At 69.6% G+C, this 18726-nt stretch carries 19 protein-coding genes and 1 pseudogene; 11 read left to right on the top strand and 9 right to left on the bottom strand.

Going from position 1 to position 18726, the window contains the following annotated elements; translation table 11 throughout:
* The first annotated feature begins 29 nt into the window (after window positions 1-29).
* The 6 genes and pseudogenes from OG817_RS40145 to ptsP all read left to right on the top strand — a co-directional run bounded on the left by OG817_RS40145 (window position 30) and on the right by ptsP (window position 5907).
* Window positions 30-590, top strand: coding sequence for an RNA polymerase sigma factor (locus OG817_RS40145; RefSeq protein ID WP_406050203.1), 561 nt, complete (start codon window positions 30-32; stop codon window positions 588-590).
* A 57-nt stretch (window positions 591-647) separates the two neighbouring features.
* Window positions 648-1886: an MFS transporter gene (locus OG817_RS40140; protein ID WP_406050201.1), complete on the top strand. Its 1239-nt coding sequence runs from the start codon at window positions 648-650 to the stop codon at window positions 1884-1886.
* A 45-nt stretch (window positions 1887-1931) separates the two neighbouring features.
* Window positions 1932-2936, top strand: a complete 1005-nt coding sequence (dhaK, locus tag OG817_RS40135) for a dihydroxyacetone kinase subunit DhaK (RefSeq protein WP_406050200.1) — start codon at window positions 1932-1934, stop codon at window positions 2934-2936.
* A 2-nt stretch (window positions 2937-2938) separates the two neighbouring features.
* Window positions 2939-3559, top strand: coding sequence for a dihydroxyacetone kinase subunit DhaL (gene dhaL / locus OG817_RS40130; RefSeq protein ID WP_406057623.1), 621 nt, complete (start codon window positions 2939-2941; stop codon window positions 3557-3559).
* Window positions 3556-3966 (top strand): annotated as a pseudogene (gene dhaM, locus OG817_RS40125) (dihydroxyacetone kinase phosphoryl donor subunit DhaM); the annotation flags it as partial. The gene dhaL and the pseudogene dhaM, both read left to right, overlap by 4 nt.
* A gap of 21 nt (window positions 3967-3987) precedes the next feature.
* On the top strand, window positions 3988-5907 hold the full coding sequence (gene ptsP / locus OG817_RS40120) for a phosphoenolpyruvate--protein phosphotransferase (RefSeq protein WP_406057621.1): 1920 nt from the start codon (window positions 3988-3990) through the stop codon (window positions 5905-5907).
* On the opposite strand, the gene OG817_RS40115 is transcribed toward ptsP, so the two are convergent.
* Both OG817_RS40115 and OG817_RS40110 read right to left on the bottom strand, forming a co-directional pair.
* The gene (locus tag OG817_RS40115; RefSeq protein WP_406050199.1) at window positions 5886-6542 is read right to left on the bottom strand and encodes a hypothetical protein; all 657 of its coding nucleotides are present in this window, start codon (window positions 6540-6542) and stop codon (window positions 5886-5888) included. The two genes, ptsP and OG817_RS40115, sit on opposite strands and share 22 nt — an antisense overlap.
* A complete protein-coding gene (locus tag OG817_RS40110; RefSeq protein ID WP_393384976.1) occupies window positions 6539-7096 on the bottom strand; it encodes a GNAT family N-acetyltransferase in 558 nt (185 codons plus the stop codon). The genes OG817_RS40115 and OG817_RS40110 overlap by 4 nt, the downstream gene beginning before the upstream one ends.
* Window positions 7097-7366: 270 nt before the next feature.
* On the opposite strand from OG817_RS40110, the gene OG817_RS40105 reads away from it, so the two are divergent.
* Entirely contained in the window at window positions 7367-7579 is a 213-nt protein-coding gene (locus tag OG817_RS40105) for a hypothetical protein (protein WP_406050197.1), read from the top strand.
* Between the two features lie 25 nt (window positions 7580-7604).
* On the opposite strand, the gene OG817_RS40100 is transcribed toward OG817_RS40105, so the two are convergent.
* The 5 genes from OG817_RS40100 to purS form a co-directional block, all read right to left on the bottom strand.
* Window positions 7605-8096, bottom strand: a complete 492-nt coding sequence (locus tag OG817_RS40100; protein ID WP_406050196.1) for a DUF1707 domain-containing protein — start codon at window positions 8094-8096, stop codon at window positions 7605-7607.
* A 70-nt stretch (window positions 8097-8166) separates the two neighbouring features.
* Complete coding sequence (purL, locus tag OG817_RS40095; protein WP_396392842.1) at window positions 8167-10428, bottom strand: phosphoribosylformylglycinamidine synthase subunit PurL; 2262 nt, start codon at window positions 10426-10428, stop codon at window positions 8167-8169.
* 1 nt (window position 10429) lies between these two features.
* A complete protein-coding gene (locus tag OG817_RS40090; protein WP_406050195.1) occupies window positions 10430-12487 on the bottom strand; it encodes a hypothetical protein in 2058 nt (685 codons plus the stop codon).
* On the bottom strand, window positions 12487-13158 hold the full coding sequence (purQ, locus tag OG817_RS40085) for a phosphoribosylformylglycinamidine synthase subunit PurQ (protein WP_360456350.1): 672 nt from the start codon (window positions 13156-13158) through the stop codon (window positions 12487-12489). The genes OG817_RS40090 and purQ overlap by 1 nt, the downstream gene beginning before the upstream one ends.
* A complete protein-coding gene (gene purS, locus OG817_RS40080; protein ID WP_131359615.1) occupies window positions 13155-13409 on the bottom strand; it encodes a phosphoribosylformylglycinamidine synthase subunit PurS in 255 nt (84 codons plus the stop codon). Before purS ends, purQ begins: the two co-directional genes overlap by 4 nt.
* Window positions 13410-13524: 115 nt before the next feature.
* Between purS and OG817_RS40075 the strand changes: the two genes are divergently transcribed.
* The 4 genes from OG817_RS40075 to OG817_RS40060 all read left to right on the top strand — a co-directional run bounded on the left by OG817_RS40075 (window position 13525) and on the right by OG817_RS40060 (window position 16634).
* Window positions 13525-14046 (top strand): PadR family transcriptional regulator, encoded by a 522-nt coding sequence (locus OG817_RS40075; protein ID WP_360456347.1) that lies wholly within the window; start codon window positions 13525-13527, stop codon window positions 14044-14046.
* Window positions 14043-14723, top strand: coding sequence for an ABC transporter ATP-binding protein (locus tag OG817_RS40070; protein WP_406050194.1), 681 nt, complete (start codon window positions 14043-14045; stop codon window positions 14721-14723). The genes OG817_RS40075 and OG817_RS40070 overlap by 4 nt, the downstream gene beginning before the upstream one ends.
* Window positions 14720-16048 (top strand): FtsX-like permease family protein, encoded by a 1329-nt coding sequence (locus tag OG817_RS40065; protein ID WP_406050193.1) that lies wholly within the window; start codon window positions 14720-14722, stop codon window positions 16046-16048. Before OG817_RS40070 ends, OG817_RS40065 begins: the two co-directional genes overlap by 4 nt.
* A 97-nt stretch (window positions 16049-16145) precedes the next feature.
* Complete coding sequence (locus OG817_RS40060) at window positions 16146-16634, top strand: hypothetical protein (RefSeq protein ID WP_406050191.1); 489 nt, start codon at window positions 16146-16148, stop codon at window positions 16632-16634.
* Window positions 16635-16647: 13 nt separating this feature from the next.
* Here the strand turns inward: OG817_RS40060 and OG817_RS40055 are convergent, their stop codons facing one another.
* Both OG817_RS40055 and OG817_RS40050 read right to left on the bottom strand, forming a co-directional pair.
* Window positions 16648-17523, bottom strand: a complete 876-nt coding sequence (locus OG817_RS40055) for a phosphoribosylaminoimidazolesuccinocarboxamide synthase (RefSeq protein WP_406050190.1) — start codon at window positions 17521-17523, stop codon at window positions 16648-16650.
* A 120-nt stretch (window positions 17524-17643) separates the two neighbouring features.
* On the bottom strand, window positions 17644-18714 hold the full coding sequence (locus OG817_RS40050) for an FAD-dependent monooxygenase (protein ID WP_406050189.1): 1071 nt from the start codon (window positions 18712-18714) through the stop codon (window positions 17644-17646).
* Window positions 18715-18726 lie beyond the last annotated feature (12 nt).

Genomic DNA, 18726 nt, shown 5'->3' with positions numbered 1-18726 from the left:
CCGGGGGCGGAACGACAGCAAAGGCGCAGATGAGCGACAGCACCAGCCCGACGGACGACCTCGGAGCGCTGGCCGAGCAGGCCCAGGCAGGGGACAGGAACGCGATGGACGACCTGCTCAGGCTGGTCCATCCGCGCGTCCTGCGGATCTGCCGCAGCGTGCTGCCGTACTCCGCGGACGCCGAGGACGCGGCCCAGGAGGCGCTGCTCAACATCGCGACCAAGATCAACTCCTACTCCGGCCGGAGCAGCTTCTCCACCTGGGTCCACTCGGTCGCGGCGAACTCGGCGCGGTCGACGTACCGCAAGCTGAAGCGCACCGCCCAGGCTGCGCACAGCCCGGAGACGATGGAAAGGCCGGACCCCCGCACCACCAGCGTGATCGCCGGCACCCGCCTGGACCTGCTCGAGGCGCTCGAGACCCTGGAGCGCGACCGGCCCCAGATGGTCACCCCACTGGTCCTCCGCGACGTCTACGGCCTCTCGTACGAGGAGATCGCCGCCGAGGTCGGCGCCCCGCTCGGCACGATCAAGTCCCGCATCCACGACGCCCGCGAGGTCGTCCGGCCCCTCCTGCGCCCGAAGGACTGACTGCAGCAACCTGCAAGCGGTCCATAGTTGACCCGGTATAGACCTAACCTCCCAGTTATGTCGGGTCGGGGGCTACTGCGCAACGGTGACTACCTCAAGCTCCTGAGCGGTCAGACGATCAGCGCCCTCGGCTCGGCGATGAGCACTTTCGTCTTCACGCTGCTCGCCATGGCCATCACCGGCTCGCCGGCGCAGGCCGGTCTGGTCGGTGCGGCGTACGCCCTGGGCGCCACCATGTCCTCCTTGCCGGCCGGAGCAGTGGTCGATCGGACGAGCCGCCGCGTGATTCTGATCAGCTGCGGCGTAGCAGGCGCCGTACTGTACGGCTCGGTCGCCGTGGCCGGCTGGATGGACCGGTTGACCATCTGGCATCTGCTCGCGGTAGCCCTGGGTAGCGGCGTGAGCACCGCCTTCTTCATGCCGGCCCAGAACGCCGCCCTCCGGCAGATCGTCCCGCCTGAGGACATCGGCACCGCGGTCGCCGCCAACCAGGGCCGTGGGTACGTCGCTTCGCTGGCCGGTGCCCCTCTGGGCGGACTGCTCTACACCGTTGGCCGTGTGGTCCCGGTCGCGATCGACGCACTGTCCTACCTCGTGATGTCCGGTCTGCTGGCGCTGATCCGCCACCCACTGGGTGCTCCCGAAACCCGCGATGCCAAGCCCGAGCCGATGCTGCGCTCCATCCGCTCCGGTATCACCTGGCTGTTCCGGCAGCCCGCCCTGCGCACGATTGCACTGGTCGCCACCGCACTGAACTTCGCGGCCAACGGGACGATCCTGGTCCTCATCCTCGACCTGCAGCAGCGCGGCGTCCGGCCGTCGGTGATCGGGTTGCTGGAGACCGGTATGGGCGTCGGCGGACTGCTCGGCGCTGTCATCACGCCGAAACTGCTGGCCATGTTCAGCACCGGTGCCATCGCGATCGTCGGGTCCTGGATCGTCGCGTGCACGTTCACCGCGACCGCGTTCACCACTGCACCTGCCGCACTGGTCGTGCTGCTCTCCCTGGCGATGCTCCTGCTCCCGGCGCTCAACTCAGGTCTGTTCGGCTACCAGATGCTGATCACACCGGACCATCTGCAAGGCCGGGCACAGAGTGCCGTGATGTTCCTCGCCACCAGCTCCCAGCCGCTGGCTCCTGCCCTGGGCGGCCTGATGCTGGCGAGCTTCGGGCACCGGGCCGCGGTGGGCGTTCTGGGCGCGATCCTCACCGTCGCGTCTCTTCTGCTCACGCTGAGCCGACCGATCCGGACGATTCCGTTGCTGTCCGAGGTGAAGGCCGCGGCGACCGTCTGATCAGGGGACTCCCGTTCCGGGCGGGCGTGTGCTCAGATGGGTGACATGAAGAAGCTCATCAACGAACCTGGTGATGTTGTGAGTGAGGCGCTGCGGGGGATGGCGGCAGCGCATCCGGATCGGTTGCGGGTGGATCACGAGAACCGGATCGTGTACCGCAAGGACGCACCGAGGCCGGGGAAGGTGGGACTGATCTCCGGGGGTGGATCCGGGCACGAGCCGATGCACGGCGGCTTCGTCGGGCTCGGGATGCTGGACGCGGCCTGCGCGGGTGAGGTGTTCACCTCGCCGGTGCCGGACCAGATGATGGCGGCGACCAAGGAGGTCGACGCGGGCGCCGGCGTACTGCACATCGTGAAGAACTACACCGGCGATGTGATGAACTTCGAGATGGCCGCCGAACTGGCCGCGGCCGACGCGGGCACCGAAGTACTCTCGGTCGTCACCAACGACGACGTCGCCGTGCAGGACAGCCTCTACACCGCCGGCCGACGTGGCGTCGGGGTGACGGTGCTGCTGGAGAAGATCGTCGGCGCGGCCGCCGAGGAGGGTCAGCCGCTGCAGCAGGTCGCGGACCTGGCCAAGAAGGTCAACGACAACGGCCGCAGCATGGGCATGGCACTGACGTCGTGCACGGTCCCGGCAGCGGGCAAGCCGACGTTCGACCTGGCCGACAACGAGATGGAGGTCGGCATCGGCATCCACGGCGAGCCCGGCCGGCAACGGTTGCCGCTGGCACCGGCGCGCGACATCGCCGCCATGCTCGTCGACCCGGTGGTGTCCGATCTTCCTTACCAGCAAGGCGATTCCGTGATCGCCTTCATGAACGGCATGGGTGGTACGCCGCTGATCGAGTTGTACCTGATGTACAACGAGGTGGCCCAACTGCTCGACCGGGCCGGGATCACCGTCGCCCGCTCGCTGGTCGGCAACTACATCACCTCACTGGAGATGGCCGGCTGTTCGGTCACCCTGCTGAAGGTGGACGACGAACTGGTACGTCTCTGGGACGCACCGGTGAACACCCCCGGCCTACGCTGGGGCTCGTGAGTATGGGAGTCGACAACTTCGTCAACTGGCTGCGTGACGCCGCGAGTTCCTTGCACGACAACGCGGCGTACCTGACCGAGCTGGACTCGGCGATCGGCGACGCGGACCACGGGGCCAACATGGACCGTGGTTTCCAGGCGATCGTCGCGCTGCTGGACGAGACCAGCTTCGAGACGGTCGACGAGCTGATGAAGAAGGCCGGGATGACGCTGGTCAGCAAGGTCGGCGGGGCGAGCGGGCCGCTGTACGGCACGTTCTTCCTCCGCTTCGGGACCGCGCTGGCCGGCGCCGGCCTGACGCCGGCGACGATCGGCGAGGCCTTCAGGGCCGGCGTCGGCGGCATCCTGCAGCGCGGTAAGCCCGAGCTCGGCGACAAGACCATGTACGACGCCTGGGCGCCGGCGCTCGATGCGTACGACGCGGCGGTCGCGGGCGGATCGGATCTCGACGGAGCGCTCACCGCGGCGGCGGAGGCGGCCGCGAAGGGCCGGGACGCGACGATTCCGCTGGTGGCCCGGAAGGGCCGCGCGAGCTACCTGGGCGAGCGGAGCGCCGGTCACATGGACCCCGGGGCCACGAGTACGACGATGTTGCTGGAGTCGGCTGCCCGCACCCTCGCATGATCGGGATCGTGGTCGTGTCGCACAGCCACGCGCTGGCGACCGCGGCGGTCGGGCTCGCCACGGAGATGGTTGCCGCGGACAACCGTCCGGTGATCGCGGTCGCGGCCGGGCTGGACGCGACGACGTTCGGTACCGACGCGATGGCGGTCTCCGAGGCGATCACGACGGCTGACAGCCCGGACGGCGTACTCGTGCTGCTCGACCTGGGCAGCGCGGTGCTGAGTGCGGAGCTGGCACTGGAGTTCGTTGATCCGGATCTTGCCGAGCGCGTGCGGTTGTCGAGTGCGCCGCTGGTCGAAGGGCTGGTGGCGGCTGTGGTGACAGCCTCCACCGGTGCCTCGCTGGACGCGGTTGCGACAGAGGCTGAGCGTGGGTTGCTCGGGAAGCAGGATCATCTCGGTGAGGGTGGAGCTGCTGAAACGGCTGCCGTGGTGGAGTCGGATCAGACGGTGGAAGTTGTTGTCGGCAACGAGCATGGGTTGCATGCTCGGCCGGCGGCGCGGTTGGTGGGGCTGGCGAACTCGTTCGATGCTGTGGTGACGCTGACCGATCTGGACACCGGGCGAGGGCCGATCGACGCAGGCAGTCTGAGCATGGTCGCAACCCTGAACGCCCAGCAGGGTCACCGGTTGCGAGTCGGGGCGAGCGGGCCGCAGGCCGACGAGGCGCTCGCGGCGATCGGCAAACTGGCTGCCGAGAACTTCGGCGACGAGCCGGCCACAACCGCCGCTCCCGACAGCATCGGAATGGCAGCGACCTCCGCCGGTGGGTCCGGGCTTGATGTGGCTCTGGGGCCGGCGGTTGTTGCCGGGGCGCAGGTGGACGTGAGCGGCTACGTCGCCAGTGGTGACGAGTGGGCACGGCTCGAGGACGCGATGGCGACGGTTGCCGAGGAGCTGGGGCAACTTCGGGAGCGCAGTGGCGAGCTCGGCGGAATCTTCGAGGCACATCTCGCGCTTCTCGAGGATCGCAAGCCGCTCGACGAGATTCGGGCCGCGATCGCCGCAGGTACGCCGGCACCGGTCGCCTGGAAGCAGACCTACGACAACCTGGCGAAGACGTTCGAAGGGCTGGATGACGCCTATCAACGGGAGCGCGCGCAGGACGTCAGAGCAGTGCGGGATCGGGTACTGCGGGCTCTGACGGGAGCGACCGTCGACGAAGCGGCCGACGGTGGGATCCTCGTCGTACCCGAGCTGGACGCCGCGACCGCGGCCACTCTCGACGCCGCCAAGGTTGCCGGGATCGCGGTGCGGGCGGCCGGGACGACCGGGCACGGGGTGATCGTGGCTCGATCGCGCGGGATACCTCTCATCACCGGCATCGGAGATGTCGACGTGCCGGTCGGAGCGACCGTCGCTTTCGACGCCCGGGCGGGTTCGTTCGACGTCGCGCCGGACGAGGACGCGGTCCGGCGGACGATCACCGAGCGGCAGACCGAGCGGGATCGCGCGATCGCCGAGGCCGATCAGCCGGCGACGACCGTGGACGGCAGGACGATCGCCGTACTGGTGAACGTCGGCTCGGTGCAGGACGCTGTGGATGCGCGCGGTGCGGATGGGTCCGGGCTGGTGCGGACCGAGGTCCTGTTCGGCCACCGGCGTACGGCGCCGAGCGTCGACGAGCAGGCCGAGCAGTTCCGTGCGATCGCCCAAGCGCTGCAAGGAAAGCCGATCACCATCCGGACCTGGGACATCGGCGGCGACAAGCCGCTGCCGTTCCTCCCGCAGGACCAGGAGCCGAACCCGTTCCTGGGTGAGCGCGGCCTACGGGTCTTCCGTCGCCGTCCTGAGCTGCTGCAGGACCAGCTCGAAGCCGTACGCCGGGTCGCGGCCGAGACACCGGTGCACGTGATGTTCCCGATGGTGACGACCGCCGACGAGGTCGCCTGGGCGCTCGACCAGCTCGACCAACGAGGTCCGCGGCCCGACGGCCTGGAGGTCGGCATCATGGTCGAGATCCCGGCCGCCGCGCTCCGCATCGACACCCTCGCGGCCGGCCTGGACTTCGTCAGCATCGGCACCAACGACCTCACGCAGTACACAACCGCCGCCGACCGCACCAACACCGCGGTCGCGGCACTGGCCGACGGCCTGGACCCCGCCGTACTGCAGCTGATCGACCACGTGGTCAGGCGGGCCGGCGTCCGGGTAGCCGTCTGCGGTGATCTGGCCAGCGATCCGCAGGCCGCCGTACTCCTCGCTGCTCTTGGTGTGGACGAGCTCAGTGCGGTCGGTCCGCAGGTTCCGCTGGTCAAGGAACGTCTACGGCGCGCAGATCTCCACCAGATCGACACTGCCGCGGTGCTGGCTGCCCGGGACGCCGCTCAGGTGCGTGGCTTGCTGTAGTAGCGCAGCTCGACCAGATTGAAGCCGGACGTCCGCGTCGGTTTGGCGGGCAGCGTGTAGGACTCGCCGGGCTCGAGGTACGTGACGTCCGGGTGCTCCAGATCGAGGTCGACCACCAGAGCCGGGTACGCGCCGGTGTGCCAGGTGTAGGACTCCCCTGCGTCAGGCGTGACGTGCTGCACGCGGACGTCGTCCTCGTCCACGACAACCTTCGCCGGGACCTCGCCCACCTGCTCGAACCCCGCCTCCGCGGGCACGCCGGCGACCAGGAAGTACGGATCGCCCGAGGCCTCCTCACCCAGGTCGAGCACCTCGATCAACCGGTTCAGGTACGGCGTTTCGCCGTCGTTCGTGAGCATGTGGACCGGCGACACCGGACGGTAGACCGAACCACCGACGGTCTCGCTCAGCTGCCGGGCCGGGCTGCCGTCGAGCCAGTCCATGTGACACGGCGACGTCGACAGGCACAGCACGACGTACGGGTTGTGGTGCAGGTGCCAGCCCTGCGCCTCGCCCGGCGCGAGCGAGACCTCCCAGACGCGGACCCGGGAGTTCTTCAGCAGGACGCGCGTACCGATCTCACCGAGGACGACCTCGGTGCCGTCGGGTGCGGCGACGGTCGTGCCTGAGCTCATACGGACTTCTCCTTCACGGGCAGGTCGATTGGGCGTTCCATCGCGACGGCGCCGAGGACGACGCCGTCGGGCATGGGAAGTTCGGCGGATTCCACCTCGGTGAATCCGAAAGCCTTGTAGAGCGGTACGCCGGGCAGCGTCGCCATCAGGGCCAGTTGCGTGAAGCCCTCGGCCCGGGCCGCATCGGTGCAGGCGTCCAGGATCGCCCGGCCCAGGCCCCGACGGGTCCAGTCGCTGCGGACGAACATCGCACGGATCCGGGCCGGCTCGGTCGCCGGATCGAGCAGTCGCGCGTCGGCTCCCGCCGTACTGGCGTTGAACAGCTTGTTCCGCCGGCTCCAGCCACCGCACGCGACGATCTCCCCGCCGGCCTCGTGCACGTAGTAGGTCCCGTCGTCGATCAGCGCGGTGTCCAGCGTGGTGATGTGCTCCGCGGCGCTGGCCGTCTGGGCGGGGTCGTAGTACGCCGGGAACAGCTCCCGCACCGAGGCGCGCGCCAACTCGGCCACCGCGGGCCCGTCCGCCCGCACCGCGACCCGCAACACAGCCTCCACGCCTCACAGGCTAGTTCCGCAATACCCGTGCGGTGAAATGGGTCGGACCGTCGCCGGACATCTACCGGGTATGACGCAGACACCGATCAAGGCCTGGGCAGGGCCGGTGAGTGAGGGAGCCGTGCACCCACCACCGGATCCACGCAGGGACCGGTTCGAAGACCTGTTCGGCGGCCGAACTGTATCTCGGTGCTGCCGTCGTAGTGCCGGAAGGCCAAGCCGGGCGAGAGGTACAAGCATTCGTCGTCGTCGGCGACCGACAAGGGCGAGGTGCTGGCCGGTCTGGTCATCGACAACAAGACGGTCGCGCAGGTTCTGCCGCTGATCGAGGCCCGCGGCGTACAGGTCGAGGGCTACCTGGTCGGTTCGGGCCCGAACTACGACTCCAAGGACTCCGTTCCCGACGACTGGTACGTGTACGGGTCCGGGACAAGGCATCCGGGCAAGGTCAGCCTGTGGGTCGCTCCGAATCCAGCCAAGTAGATCCGCTGGAGCGCTCCCGCCGGCCTCAGGATCGGCGGGAGTGTTTGGTTTTGCCGGCTGCCCAGCGGTAGGCGACGAATGTCCAGAGGATCGCGGGCAGGCCGAAGATCGCGGCGGCGACCTCGCGACCGAAGACCAGGAAGACCAGTCCGAGCAGGAAGAACGGCAGGGCCAGCCAGACCGCACCGACGAACGCGGCCCAGCGCCACCGGCCCGTCTTGCGCGGCTCGAGCTGGTACAGCGACGGCGCCGGCAGCCCAGCGAAGATCGGCTGCAGTTCGCCGTGCGTGACGGCCTCGTTCAGCCGATCCACCCGCCGGTGCAACTCGTCCTCGTCCAGCCGCCCGACGGCGAACGCCTCCGCCAGGTCGTCGGTACAGATCCGGCGCTCCTCGTCGGTCAGCCGGATGTTCGCCAGCCGCCGCCGGGCCGCCGCCACCCGGGCTTCCTGCCCGGCCGCGGACGCCAACCCGATCAGGTCGCCCACAGACGGCTTAGCCGGCCGCTGCTCCACCATCCGCCTCACCTCACTCGTCCTTTCGAGTGTGCCAGACGACCGGGCAGCGGCCGGGTCCTCGAGGGGCTGGTCAGCTGAGGGCGGCCGGAAGCGTCTGGGTCCAGGCGGTGCGGAGCTCGGTGAGCGGGAGCTCGAACTGGTCCTGGACGTCCAGGGAGTCGCCGGTGATGACGCCGATCTTCGCGTGCGGGAAGCGGCGTGCGGTGCACATGTCGGTGAACCGGACCTCTTCGGTGCGCGGTACGGCGACGACCGCACGGCCGGCCGACTCCGCGAACAGGAACAGGAACGGGTCGAGCCCGTCCGGCGCCCAGACCCGGGCACCCACCCCACCGCGGAGCGCCGACTCGACCAGCGTCTGCGCGACACCGCCGTCGCTCACGTCGTGCGCCGCGTCGATCAGGCCGTCGCGGGACGCGTTGATCAGGATGTCGGCCAACTGCTGCTCCGCGGCCAGGTCGACCGCCGGCGGCCGCCCACCGAGGTGGCCGTGGACGACGTGCGCCCACTCCGACCCGGACAGCTCCTCCTCGGTCTCACCGAGCAGGTACAGCTGGTGGCCTTCCATCTCGGCCGTGAAGCCGATCGGCGTACGGCGGGTGACGTCGTCGATGACACCGAGCACGCCGACCACCGGCGTCGGCAGGATCGGGGTCTCGCCGGTCTGGTTGTAGAACGACACGTTGCCGCCGGTGACCGGGATGCCCAGCTCGATGCAGCCGTCGACCAGGCCGCGGATCGCTTCCGCGAACTGCCACATCACCGCCGGGTCCTCGGGCGAGCCGAAGTTCAGGCAGTCGGTCACCGCGATCGGCCGGGCGCCAGTGGTGGCCACGTTGCGGAACGACTCGGCCAGTGCGAGCTTCGCACCGGTGTACGGGTCGAGCTTGGCGAACCGCCCGTTGCAGTCGGTCGACACCGCGACCCCGAGGCCGCTGGTCTCGTCGACCCGGATCATCCCGCTGTCCTCGGGCTGCGCAAGCACGGAGTTGCCCAGCACGTAACGGTCGTACTGGTCCGTGACCCAGGACTTGTCGCACAGGTTCGGCGACGCGACCAGCTTCAGCAGCGTGTCCCGCAAGTCCTCCGGAGTGGTTGCGCGCGGCAACTTCTCGGCGCCGTCAGCCTGCAGGTCGTCCTGCCACGCCGGCCTGGCGTAAGGACGCTCGTACACAGGCCCCTCGTGTGCGACGGTCCGCGGCGGTACGTCGACCACCCGCTCGCCGTGCCAGTCGATCTCGAGCCGGCCGGTGCCGGTGACCTCGCCGATGACGTCGGCCTGGACGTCCCACTTCGCGCAGATCTTCAGGAACGCCTCGACGTTGTCCGGCGTGACGACCGCCATCATCCGTTCCTGCGACTCGCTCATCAGGATCTCTTCCGGCGCCAGCGACGCGTCCCGCAGCGGCACCTTGTCGAGCGAGACATACATGCCGCCGTCACCCGCGCTGGCCAGCTCGGAGGTCGCGCAGGACAACCCGGCGCCGCCGAGGTCCTGGATGCCCTCGACCACCCGCGCGGCGAACAGCTCGAGCGTGCACTCGATCAGCAGCTTCTCCATGAACGGGTCACCGACCTGGACCGCCGGCCGCTTGGTCGGACCGCCCTCGGCGAACGTCTCGCTGGCCAGCACCGACACTCCGCCGATCCCGTCGCCACCGGTCTTCGCGCCGTACAGGATGATCTGGTTGCCGAGACCGGTCGCGTTCGCCAGGTGCAGATCCTCGTGCCGCATCACGCCGACGCAGAGCGCGTTGACCAGCGGGTTGCCGAGGTACGTCGGGTCGAAGACGACCTCACCGCCGACGTTGGGCAGGCCGAGGCTGTTGCCGTAGCCACCGACGCCCGACACGATGCCGGGCAGCACGCGCTTGGTGTCCGGCGCGTCCAGCGGGCCGAACCGCAGTGGGTCCATCACCGCGACCGGCCGGGCGCCCATCGCCAGGATGTCGCGGACGATGCCGCCGACCCCGGTCGCCGCGCCCTGGTACGGCTCGACGTACGACGGGTGGTTGTGCGACTCGACCTTGAACGTGACGGCGTACCCCTCGCCGATGTCGATCACACCGGCGTTCTCGCCGATCCCGGCCAGCATCTTCCCGGCCGGTGTCTCCTGCGGGATGTCGCCGAACTTGCGCAGGTGCACCTTGGACGACTTGTACGAGCAGTGCTCGCTCCACATCACCGAGTACATGGCCAGCTCGCAACTGGTCGGCCGCCGGTCCAGGATGTCGCGGATCCGCTGGTACTCGTCCGGCTTCAGACCGAGCTCGGCCCAGGGCTGCTCGACGTCCGGGGTACTGGTGGCGTTGCTAACGGTGTCGGTAGACACTTCAGGACTCCTGCACTAGGTGGGACTCAGGTGAAACGGTAGCGGGCTGCTCGGAAGCCAACAGGTGGGCCACCAGCAGTGGAAGGCTGAAGCCGGTCATGATCGCGGGCAGTGCGACCCCGGCGTCGTTCAGCAGCATGCCGACCAGACCGCAGGCCGACAGGGCGAGCAGAGTCGGCCGGATCATCGGCAGACTCGGGTAGAAGGTCCGGTACGCCGGGAACGGCACCCGGTCCGGCAACACGGTGGCGAGCATGGCCAGCACCACACCGACGAGCATGGCCCAGCCGGCCGGCCCGGTGAAGAACTGCACCGCCATGTCCAGCTTGCGGATCAGTACGTCGCTCACGTCGCCGTCCAGCAGCCGGGCCACGAACGTGCCGAAGTGACTCCGCTGGTCCGGGGGCCGCAGGTAGTCGAGGAACGCGACAGCCGACACCGCCAGTACGCCGGCAACACCCACACCGATCAATGCACGCACCGAGATGCTGCCGCGCCAGGTCAGCCAGGCCATCAGCAGCACAGCCGGTGTGAGAGCGATGATGCCGCCGAAGTCGGTCCCCCAGCCCGGTCTGCCGTCCACCACGATCGCAGCGCCACCGATGACGAGGACAGCGACTGCGGCCTGCACTCTGCTCTTGTCGATCAGCTTCTGCGCGGCCCAGCCGGCGGTGACGAGTGCAGCAACCGCCAGCGTCGCGAACGTCGAGTTGCCGAAGCCGTAGAACCGTCCACCGATGACCGGACCGTCGGTGAACATGCTGCCGAACTGCAGCGGCGTCCCCAGTACGCCGTCCACCAGCAGGATCAGGTACGCCGCCAGGGTGATCCCCAGGAACGCATAGCGTTTCAGGACCAGCTGGGACACCGCCGCGAGGATCGCGCTGATCCCCAGAACCACGCAGTACAAGGAGAATCCGGGCGCCGGCCAGCGCCACCACACTGTCGCGGTGGACAGGAAGACCGCGATGAAGAACCCGCCCTGGGTGAGCAGCGTGAACACGAAGGTACGCCGGGACCGCGGGCTGCGGGTGAACCAGAACCAGGCGAGCGCGAGGAGCTCCGCGGCCAGGATCGTCATCGAGACCGCGACGAGCATCGGTCGCGGCTGCTCGAACCGCTGGTTGGTGTCCAGCCGGTTCTCGATGACCGCGTCCGCGTCGGTGTGCACGTCACCGGTGGAATGGATCTCGTTGCCGTCCAGCGGACCAGCCTTCGCCGCCCCGGCGGGATCCACCTCGGCGGCGGTTCGCCCCTTGAGGATCGTCGCGGTGATGTCAGTCAGCTGGATCAGACCGGGCCGACGGGTGCTGTCACTGGTCAGCCACCGCGGTCCGGTGTCCGGCGGGAGCTGCATGGCGACCAGGGGCTCCTGGTGCGAGTTGGCCAACTCCTGGCTGACACCGACGAGCAGAACCCACCCTCCGGCCGCTCGGGCGTCGGCGACGAGGTCCGCAACCTTCTTGCGGGCCTCGGCCCGCCCCTCGCGTAGCGGCAGCGCCCCGGCGTCGATGATCGCGTCACCGCACGCTGGGCTCGCCAACCGGGCCTGGTCGAGCTCTGGCTGCCAGTTCGTCACCGAGCCGTCAGTCCGCGCCAACGCGATCGCGGCGCCCGGACCGAACCCGCAGATCGGGTAGCCGGTCTGACCGAGCCGGCCGATGGGCGCACCGGTGTGGTGGTCGGCCTGGCGGTCGACGTACGTCTGCCAGCCTGCGACCTTGCCGTCCGTGACCGCCGGCAGCTCACCGCAGGGCTCGTCCGGGACGCTCCCCCAGGCCCGTGTGCCGGCGCTGATCGTCAGCCAGCCGTCCACCGGGCAGGTGTGCGGACCGGCGGTCTTCACCGTGATCGAGCCGACGTTGGACTGGTTCACCAGCGCGGTCAGCTCCGGCGAGGCCTTCACGTCGTTCCAGGTCAGCCCTGGTACGCCGATCACCACGACTTTGGCCATCAGGCTCGCCGGCTGCGCGTTCGCCGTACCGGCGGCTGCGATCAGGATCGCCGTGGTGAGGAAGAGAGTGCGGGCCAGCAGGCGCCACACTCCTGAAGACTTCATCAGCTGGAGACGACGGCCTTCAGCACCGAGGTGAAGAAGCCCAGGCCGTCCGTGGTCGGGCCGGTCAGTGTCTCGACGCAGTGCTCCGGGTGCGGCATCAGGCCGACCACGTTGCCGCGCTCGTTGGTGATCCCGGCGATGTCGCGGTACGAGCCGTTCGGGTTCTCGGCCAGGTAGCGGGCGACGACCAGGCCCTCGCCCTCCAGCCGGTCCAGCGTGGCCTCGTCCGCGACGTACGAACCGTCCTGGTTCTTCAGCACGATGGTGATCTCGTGGTTGGCGTCGTAGTCGCTGGTCCAGGCGGTGCGGTTGTTCTCGATCCGCAGCGGCTGGTCCTTGCAGATGAACTTGCGGTGGTGGTTCTTGATCAGCGCGCCGGGCAGCAGATGCGACTCACACAGCACCTGGAAGCCGTTGCAGATCCCCAGCACCGGCAGACCCTCGCCGGCCTTCTTGATGATGGTCTCCATCACCGGCGCGAATCGGGAGATGGCGCCGGCGCGGAGGTAGTCGCCGTACGAGAAGCCGCCCGGCAGGACGACTGCGTCCACGCCGCGCAGGTCGGCGTCGCCGTGCCAGAGGGCGACCGGCTCGGCGCCGGCCACCGCGGCCGCGCGGCGGGCGTCCGCGTCGTCCAGCGAACCCGGGAAGGTGACGACCCCGATCTTCACTGCGCGTCGCCCTCGACGTGCAGGGTGTAGTCCTCGATCACCGGGTTGGCCAGCAGCGTGTCGGCGGCCTTGCGGATCTCGGCGACCCGTTCCTCGGTCGCCTCGCCGTCCAGGGTGATCTCGAACCGCTTGCCCTGCCGGACATCGGCCACGCCGTCGAAGCCGAGCCGGCCGAACGCGCCGTGCACCGCCTTGCCCTGCGGGTCGAGGATCTCGGGCTTGAGCATGACGTCGACGACAACGCGAGCCACTGACTACTCCAGGTTTCGTTCCGGCGTGACGCCCTGAATCCTACCGACCGGGCGCCAGAACGCCGCATCGCGGACTATTCACTCAGTACATACACTAGGTGTATAGTCCTGGTTCATGGCAACAGCCGAGCTCGTTCTGGGACTACTCTCCGCCGGTCCGGCGCACGGGTACGACGTGAAACGCGGCCACGACTCCTGGTTCCCGGACAGCCGTCCGCTGGCGTTCGGGCAGGTGTACACGACGCTCGGGCGACTCGAGCGCGACGAGTTGGTCGAGGTGGTCGACCGGGCATCCGAGGGCGGTCCGGAGCGGACCGTCTACGCGCTGACCGCGAAGGGCCGCGAGCACCTGGCCCGCTGGCTCGCCGAGCCGATCGAGCCCTCGCCCGGGGGCGTCGACGAGATGGTCCGCAAGGTGGTGGCGACCATCCGGACCGGCGAGGACGCGTCCGCCTACCTGGCCCGGCAGCGGGCGATCTACCTCCACCGGATCCGCGAGCTCAAGTCCGCCGAAGCCGGGGGCGACTCGTCGTCCTGGCTGGTGCGGGACTACCTGGCGCTGCACCTGGACGCGGACCTGCGCTGGCTGGACCGGGCGCTGGACCGGATCACCGAGCAGAAGGAGATCAGTCAATGACCGACGCCGCCCTGGACATCCAGCGGGTGGAGTACGCCTACCGTCGTGATGTCGCCCTACGCGGCGTCTCGCTCCGAGTCGACCCCGGCGAGATCGTGGCGGTCACCGGGCCTAGCGGCTGTGGCAAGTCCACTCTGTTGCACTGTGCTGCCGGCATCCTCCGTCCGCACGCGGGCACGGTGGAGTTGGCCGGCCGCAACCTCGCCGAGCTCTCCGAGGCCGAGCGGACGCGGGTACGCCGTACTCAGGTCGGCATCGTGCTCCAGTTCGGCCAGCTCGTGCCCGACCTCTCGTTGAAGGACAACGTCGCCCTGCCGCTGCTGCTGGAAGGGCACGATGCCGCCGCCGCGCGCCAGGCAGCGCTCGACTGGCTGGAGCGGGTCGGTGTGGCAGCGGACAGCGAGGCCCTGCCGAGCGAACTGTCCGGCGGTCAGAACCAGCGTGCGGCAGTAGCGCGGGCGCTGGTGACCGAGCCGGCGGTCGTGTTCGCCGACGAACCGACCGGCAGTCTCGACAGCCGCGCCGGCGAGCAGATGATGGAACTACTCGTCGCCTCCACCCGCGATGGCGGCGCTGCGCTGGTGATCGTCACGCATGACAACCTGGTAGCCGCCTACGCCGATCGAGAGGTCCGGTTGCGGGACGGCGTCGTCCAGCACGAGGTGAGGCTGTCATGACCCTCACGACTCTGATCACCTTGGCTCGGCCGAAGTCGTCCAGCGACCAGCGCCGATCGACATTGCTGGTCGCGGCCGTCGCCGTGGCCGGCGTCTTCCTCCTCGCCGGCCAACGCATCGTGCGACTCGACGGTCTCGACAGCGCGACGTACAGCAGCTATCTGACCGAGGACGGCCTACGCCCCGGCGTCGTGACAGCCGCCGTACTCCTGGCGGCTGCCGCCTGCGCTCTGGCGTTCCAAGCGCTCCGGCTCGGTACGGCGGCACGCGACCGGCGACTGGCAGCGCTGCGACTGGCTGGCGCGACGCCCAGCCAAGTGCGGCTGATCGGCGCGGCCGAGGCCGGCCTCAGCGGTCTGCTCGGTGGTGTGCTCGCCGGGCCGGTGTACTTGGCGTTGGCGGCTGTCCTGCAGTCTCTGCCGCGGGTGGGTCGGGTGCTTCCGGCGCCCGCTCCGGGTGACCTGGTGGCCTGGCCTGTCCTCGCTGTCGTCCTCGCCCTGGTTGCCGGCGGCGCCGGCGGTCTCCTCCGCCGGCAGCTCTCGACCGAACCGAAGAACGAGCCGGATCGGGCAGGCTGGCAAGGCAGGTACCTGACCGTCGGCGCCGTCGGAACAGTTCTGGTCGTGCTGAGCCTGATGCCGATCAGCCCGATGCTGATCTTCGTCCAGGCCGCTGGGGTCCTCCTGGCGGCGTCCGGATTCGCGCCCGTCGCCGTTGCCGCGTACGGCCGGCGGCTGGAGCGGTCGGGCGACCCGGTGAGAATGCTGGCCGGCGGCCGGCTGCTCCACACCGCCCGATCGGTCGGCCGCATGCTCGCCCTGCTGGTCGTCTGCGGTGGCGTCGTCGGGGCGGTGCTGGCGATCGGCCGGGACCACCAGCTCAGTGAGCGTGAGTTGACCGCGAGCGGCGACTTCATCTACACCGGCCTCGGTTTCGTCGCGCTGCTCAGCCTGTTCGCGGCCTTGGCGGCCGGAGTGGCGATGCTGGCGGGAGCGGCGGACGACCTGATCGACCAGCGAAGCCAGTTGGCCGCGCTCAACGTCTTCGGGATGGGCGCATCGCAGGTTCTGCGGTCGGTGCGGATCCAGTTGACCGGCCCGGCCGCGGTAGCCGTCGGTGCAGGTGTGCTGATCGGCGGTGGGCTGGTCTGCCGCCTCCAGGCCCGGGTGGACCCCACCGCGGACACGTCGTCCGTGGTCGTGTTCGTCCTGATCGTGGCCGCCGTCGTCGGTGTACTGGCCGGGGTGCTGGCGGCGTTGGCGAGCGGCGTACTGAGTGGTCAGGTGCGGGACGCGGTCGACCCCGCCAACCTGCGCACCAGCTAGGGAGAGCCGGGATCCGGGGTTGAGGGGCCCCGGGTTCCTCCCTGAAGTGGTGCAGGCACCACTGCCCGGACTGTGGTCCGCCGCCTACGCTTCCAGCATGTGGGTGTGGCAGCTGGCGCTGGCGGTCGGATTCGGGATCGGGTCCGCCGTCATACCGGTGATGAACGCGGAGGCATATGTCCTCGGCGTCGGAGTCTCCGGCGCGCTGGACCCTGTGGTCGCCGCGATCGGGGTCTCGGTCGGCCAGACTCTCGGCAAGGTCGCGATGTTCCTCGCCGTCCGCTACCGCCCGGGGTACGCCGCCCGGATATCCAAGGAACCCAAGCCGGTGAACCTCGACACCCGCTGGGGACGGTTCGTGCAGTGGAACCGCGACGTCAGCAAGCGGCTCCTCGACGCAATGAGCGACCGCCGCTGGGGCGTCCCGGTCACTCTGCTGAGCGCCTCGGTCGGCATCCCGCCGCTGTACGGCGTCGCGATCATCGGCGGCGCCTCCCGGATGGGCGTCGTCACTTTCGCCCTCTCCACCCTGGCCGGCCGCGCCGCCCGCTTCATCACCCTGGCCCTAGGAGTCGGCCTCTTCTGAGCGGCGGTGCGGGTCAGGCGGTGAACGTCCGGCCGGTCAGTTGCTCGTACGCCCCGATGTACGCCGACCGGGTGCGCTCGATGACCTCGTCGGACAGCGGCGGCGGGGCGTCGCCGGACGTGCGGTCCCAGCCGGACTCGAACTGCAGCCAGTCGCGGACGATCTGCTTGTCGTACGACGGTTGCTGCCGACCCGGCGACCATTGGTCGGCCGGCCAGAAGCGGCTCGAGTCCGGGGTCAGCACCTCGTCGGCCAGCACGATCGTGCCGTCCGCCCGGGCACCGAACTCGAACTTCGTGTCGGCCAGGATGATCCCGCGCTCCTCCGCCGTCCCGTGCGCCCGCGTGTAGATGTCCATCGTCAGGTCCCGCAGCGCCGCCGCCACGTCCGGGCCGACGGTCGCGACCACAGCGTCGTACGAAACGTTCTCGTCATGCTCGCCGAGCTCGGCCTTGGCCGCCGGGGTGAAGATCGGCTCGACCAGCCGCGAGCCCTCGACCAGCCCGGCCGGGAGCGGGATACCGCAGACCGCGCCGGTGGCGTTGTAGTCGAGCAGCCCGGTGCCGCTGAGGTAGCCGCGGGCGACGCACTCGACCGGGAACATGTCCAGCTTCTCGCACACCACCGCACGGCCCGCGACCTCGGCCGGTACGTCGGTGGACAGGATGTGGTTCGGTACGTCGAGCTGCTCGAACCACCACAAGCTCATCGCGGTGAGCACCTTGCCCTTGTCCGGGATCGGCGTCTCCAGGATCCAGTCGAAGGCACTCATCCGGTCGCTCGCCACCATCAGCAGCTCGCCGGAATCCAGCTCGTACAGATCGCGGACCTTCCCGGAGTGGATGTGCTTCGCACCGGCGATCTCGGCTGCCTGAGGAGATGTGGTCACCCCAGGATTCTTCCACCCGGACCTGCGCCACTCACCAACCCCCCAAGTTCGGTCAGCGCTCCGCCTGGCCGGACCCCGGCCGCTCGGATCGGGCGAGGTTGGTGAGTGGTGGGGATCCGCTCACCGCCGACGGAGCCCTGCCAGCTTGCCGCCGATCGTGAAGAGACCGTCGCGGAGGGCGCGCACCAGCGGGTTCTCCAGTTGGCCGACTCGGCCGATGGCCCGCGATCGCTTGACCAGCTTGGTCGTCGCGGGGCGCCGCTCGGCGTCGTACTGGTTCAAGGCGGTAGCGAGCTCGGGGGTCTCGCGAAGGTGGCGTGCGAGGGCGCCGGCGTCCTCGATGGCTGAGCACGCACCGCGGCCGAGGTCCGGCGTCATCGCGTGGGCGGCGTCGCCGAGCAGGACCACGCGACCCCGGACGAACGGGACCAGCGGCAGTTGCAGGTCGTAGATGTCGCTGTGCAGCACGTTCCCGGTGCCGGCGAGGAGCTTCGGGATCGGGTCATGCCAATCGCCGAACGCGTCGCTCACCGCCGCGTGATCGCCGCCGTGGCCGGCCGGCTGGTTCGCGGTCGCGTACCAGTAGATCCGCCCGTCGATCAGCCGCGCGAAGCCGAACCGCCTCCCGCGTCCCCACGTCTCACCGCCGCCGTCGTCGACCTCGAGGTCGGCGATCCCCCGGTACGCCGTGTACCCGGAGTACCGCGGTCCCTCGTACTCCGGGTAGAGCGCGCCCCGGATGACACTGCGGATCCCGTCGGCCGCGACGACCAGGCCGGCCCGTAGCTCGTCGTTGATCGTCACGCCGGTCTCGTCCTGGCTGATCTTCGTGACCGTGTACCCGGTCCGGACCGTGACGGCCGGACCGAACTCGGCCGTGATCAGCTCGTGCAACTGGGCGCGGTGGATCATCACCGGGATCTCGACACCGAGGTCCGCCGCCGCCAGCACCCAGCGGCCGCTCGGCTTCCGCATCCCGGCCGGCTTGGCGATCACGGCCGCCTTCTCGACGCCGTTGACTCCGAGCTCCTCCAGAACGGCGACCGCCGACGGCCAGACGGAGATCCCGGCGCCCACCTCGCCCAGCTCAGGCGCCCGCTCCAGCACCGAGACCTGCCATCCGCACCGTTGCAGTGCGACGGCCGCCGTGACCCCGCCGATTCCCGCTCCCACCACGATCGCCGTACTCATGAGCGATACTCT

The organism is Kribbella sp. NBC_00889 (genome assembly GCF_045207705.1).
Taxonomy (GTDB): domain Bacteria; phylum Actinomycetota; class Actinomycetes; order Propionibacteriales; family Kribbellaceae; genus Kribbella.
This window is presented reverse-complemented; position numbering and strand designations above follow the sequence as displayed.

Excerpts from the sequence above, each read along its gene's own strand:
- OG817_RS40145 (WP_406050203.1), top strand. The coding sequence starts at position 30 with ATGAGCGACAGCACCAGCCCGACGGACGACCTCGGAGCGCTGGCCGAG.
- OG817_RS40140 (WP_406050201.1), top strand. The coding sequence starts at position 648 with ATGTCGGGTCGGGGGCTACTGCGCAACGGTGACTACCTCAAGCTCCTG.
- dhaK (WP_406050200.1), top strand. The coding sequence starts at position 1,932 with ATGAAGAAGCTCATCAACGAACCTGGTGATGTTGTGAGTGAGGCGCTG.
- dhaL (WP_406057623.1), top strand. The coding sequence starts at position 2,939 with ATGGGAGTCGACAACTTCGTCAACTGGCTGCGTGACGCCGCGAGTTCC.
- OG817_RS40115 (WP_406050199.1), bottom strand. The coding sequence starts at position 6,542 with ATGAGCTCAGGCACGACCGTCGCCGCACCCGACGGCACCGAGGTCGTC.
- OG817_RS40100 (WP_406050196.1), bottom strand. The coding sequence starts at position 8,096 with ATGGTGGAGCAGCGGCCGGCTAAGCCGTCTGTGGGCGACCTGATCGGG.
- OG817_RS40090 (WP_406050195.1), bottom strand. The coding sequence starts at position 12,487 with ATGAAGTCTTCAGGAGTGTGGCGCCTGCTGGCCCGCACTCTCTTCCTC.
- OG817_RS40075 (WP_360456347.1), top strand. The coding sequence starts at position 13,525 with ATGGCAACAGCCGAGCTCGTTCTGGGACTACTCTCCGCCGGTCCGGCG.
- OG817_RS40070 (WP_406050194.1), top strand. The coding sequence starts at position 14,043 with ATGACCGACGCCGCCCTGGACATCCAGCGGGTGGAGTACGCCTACCGT.
- OG817_RS40065 (WP_406050193.1), top strand. The coding sequence starts at position 14,720 with ATGACCCTCACGACTCTGATCACCTTGGCTCGGCCGAAGTCGTCCAGC.
- OG817_RS40060 (WP_406050191.1), top strand. The coding sequence starts at position 16,146 with ATGTGGGTGTGGCAGCTGGCGCTGGCGGTCGGATTCGGGATCGGGTCC.
- OG817_RS40050 (WP_406050189.1), bottom strand. The coding sequence starts at position 18,714 with ATGAGTACGGCGATCGTGGTGGGAGCGGGAATCGGCGGGGTCACGGCG.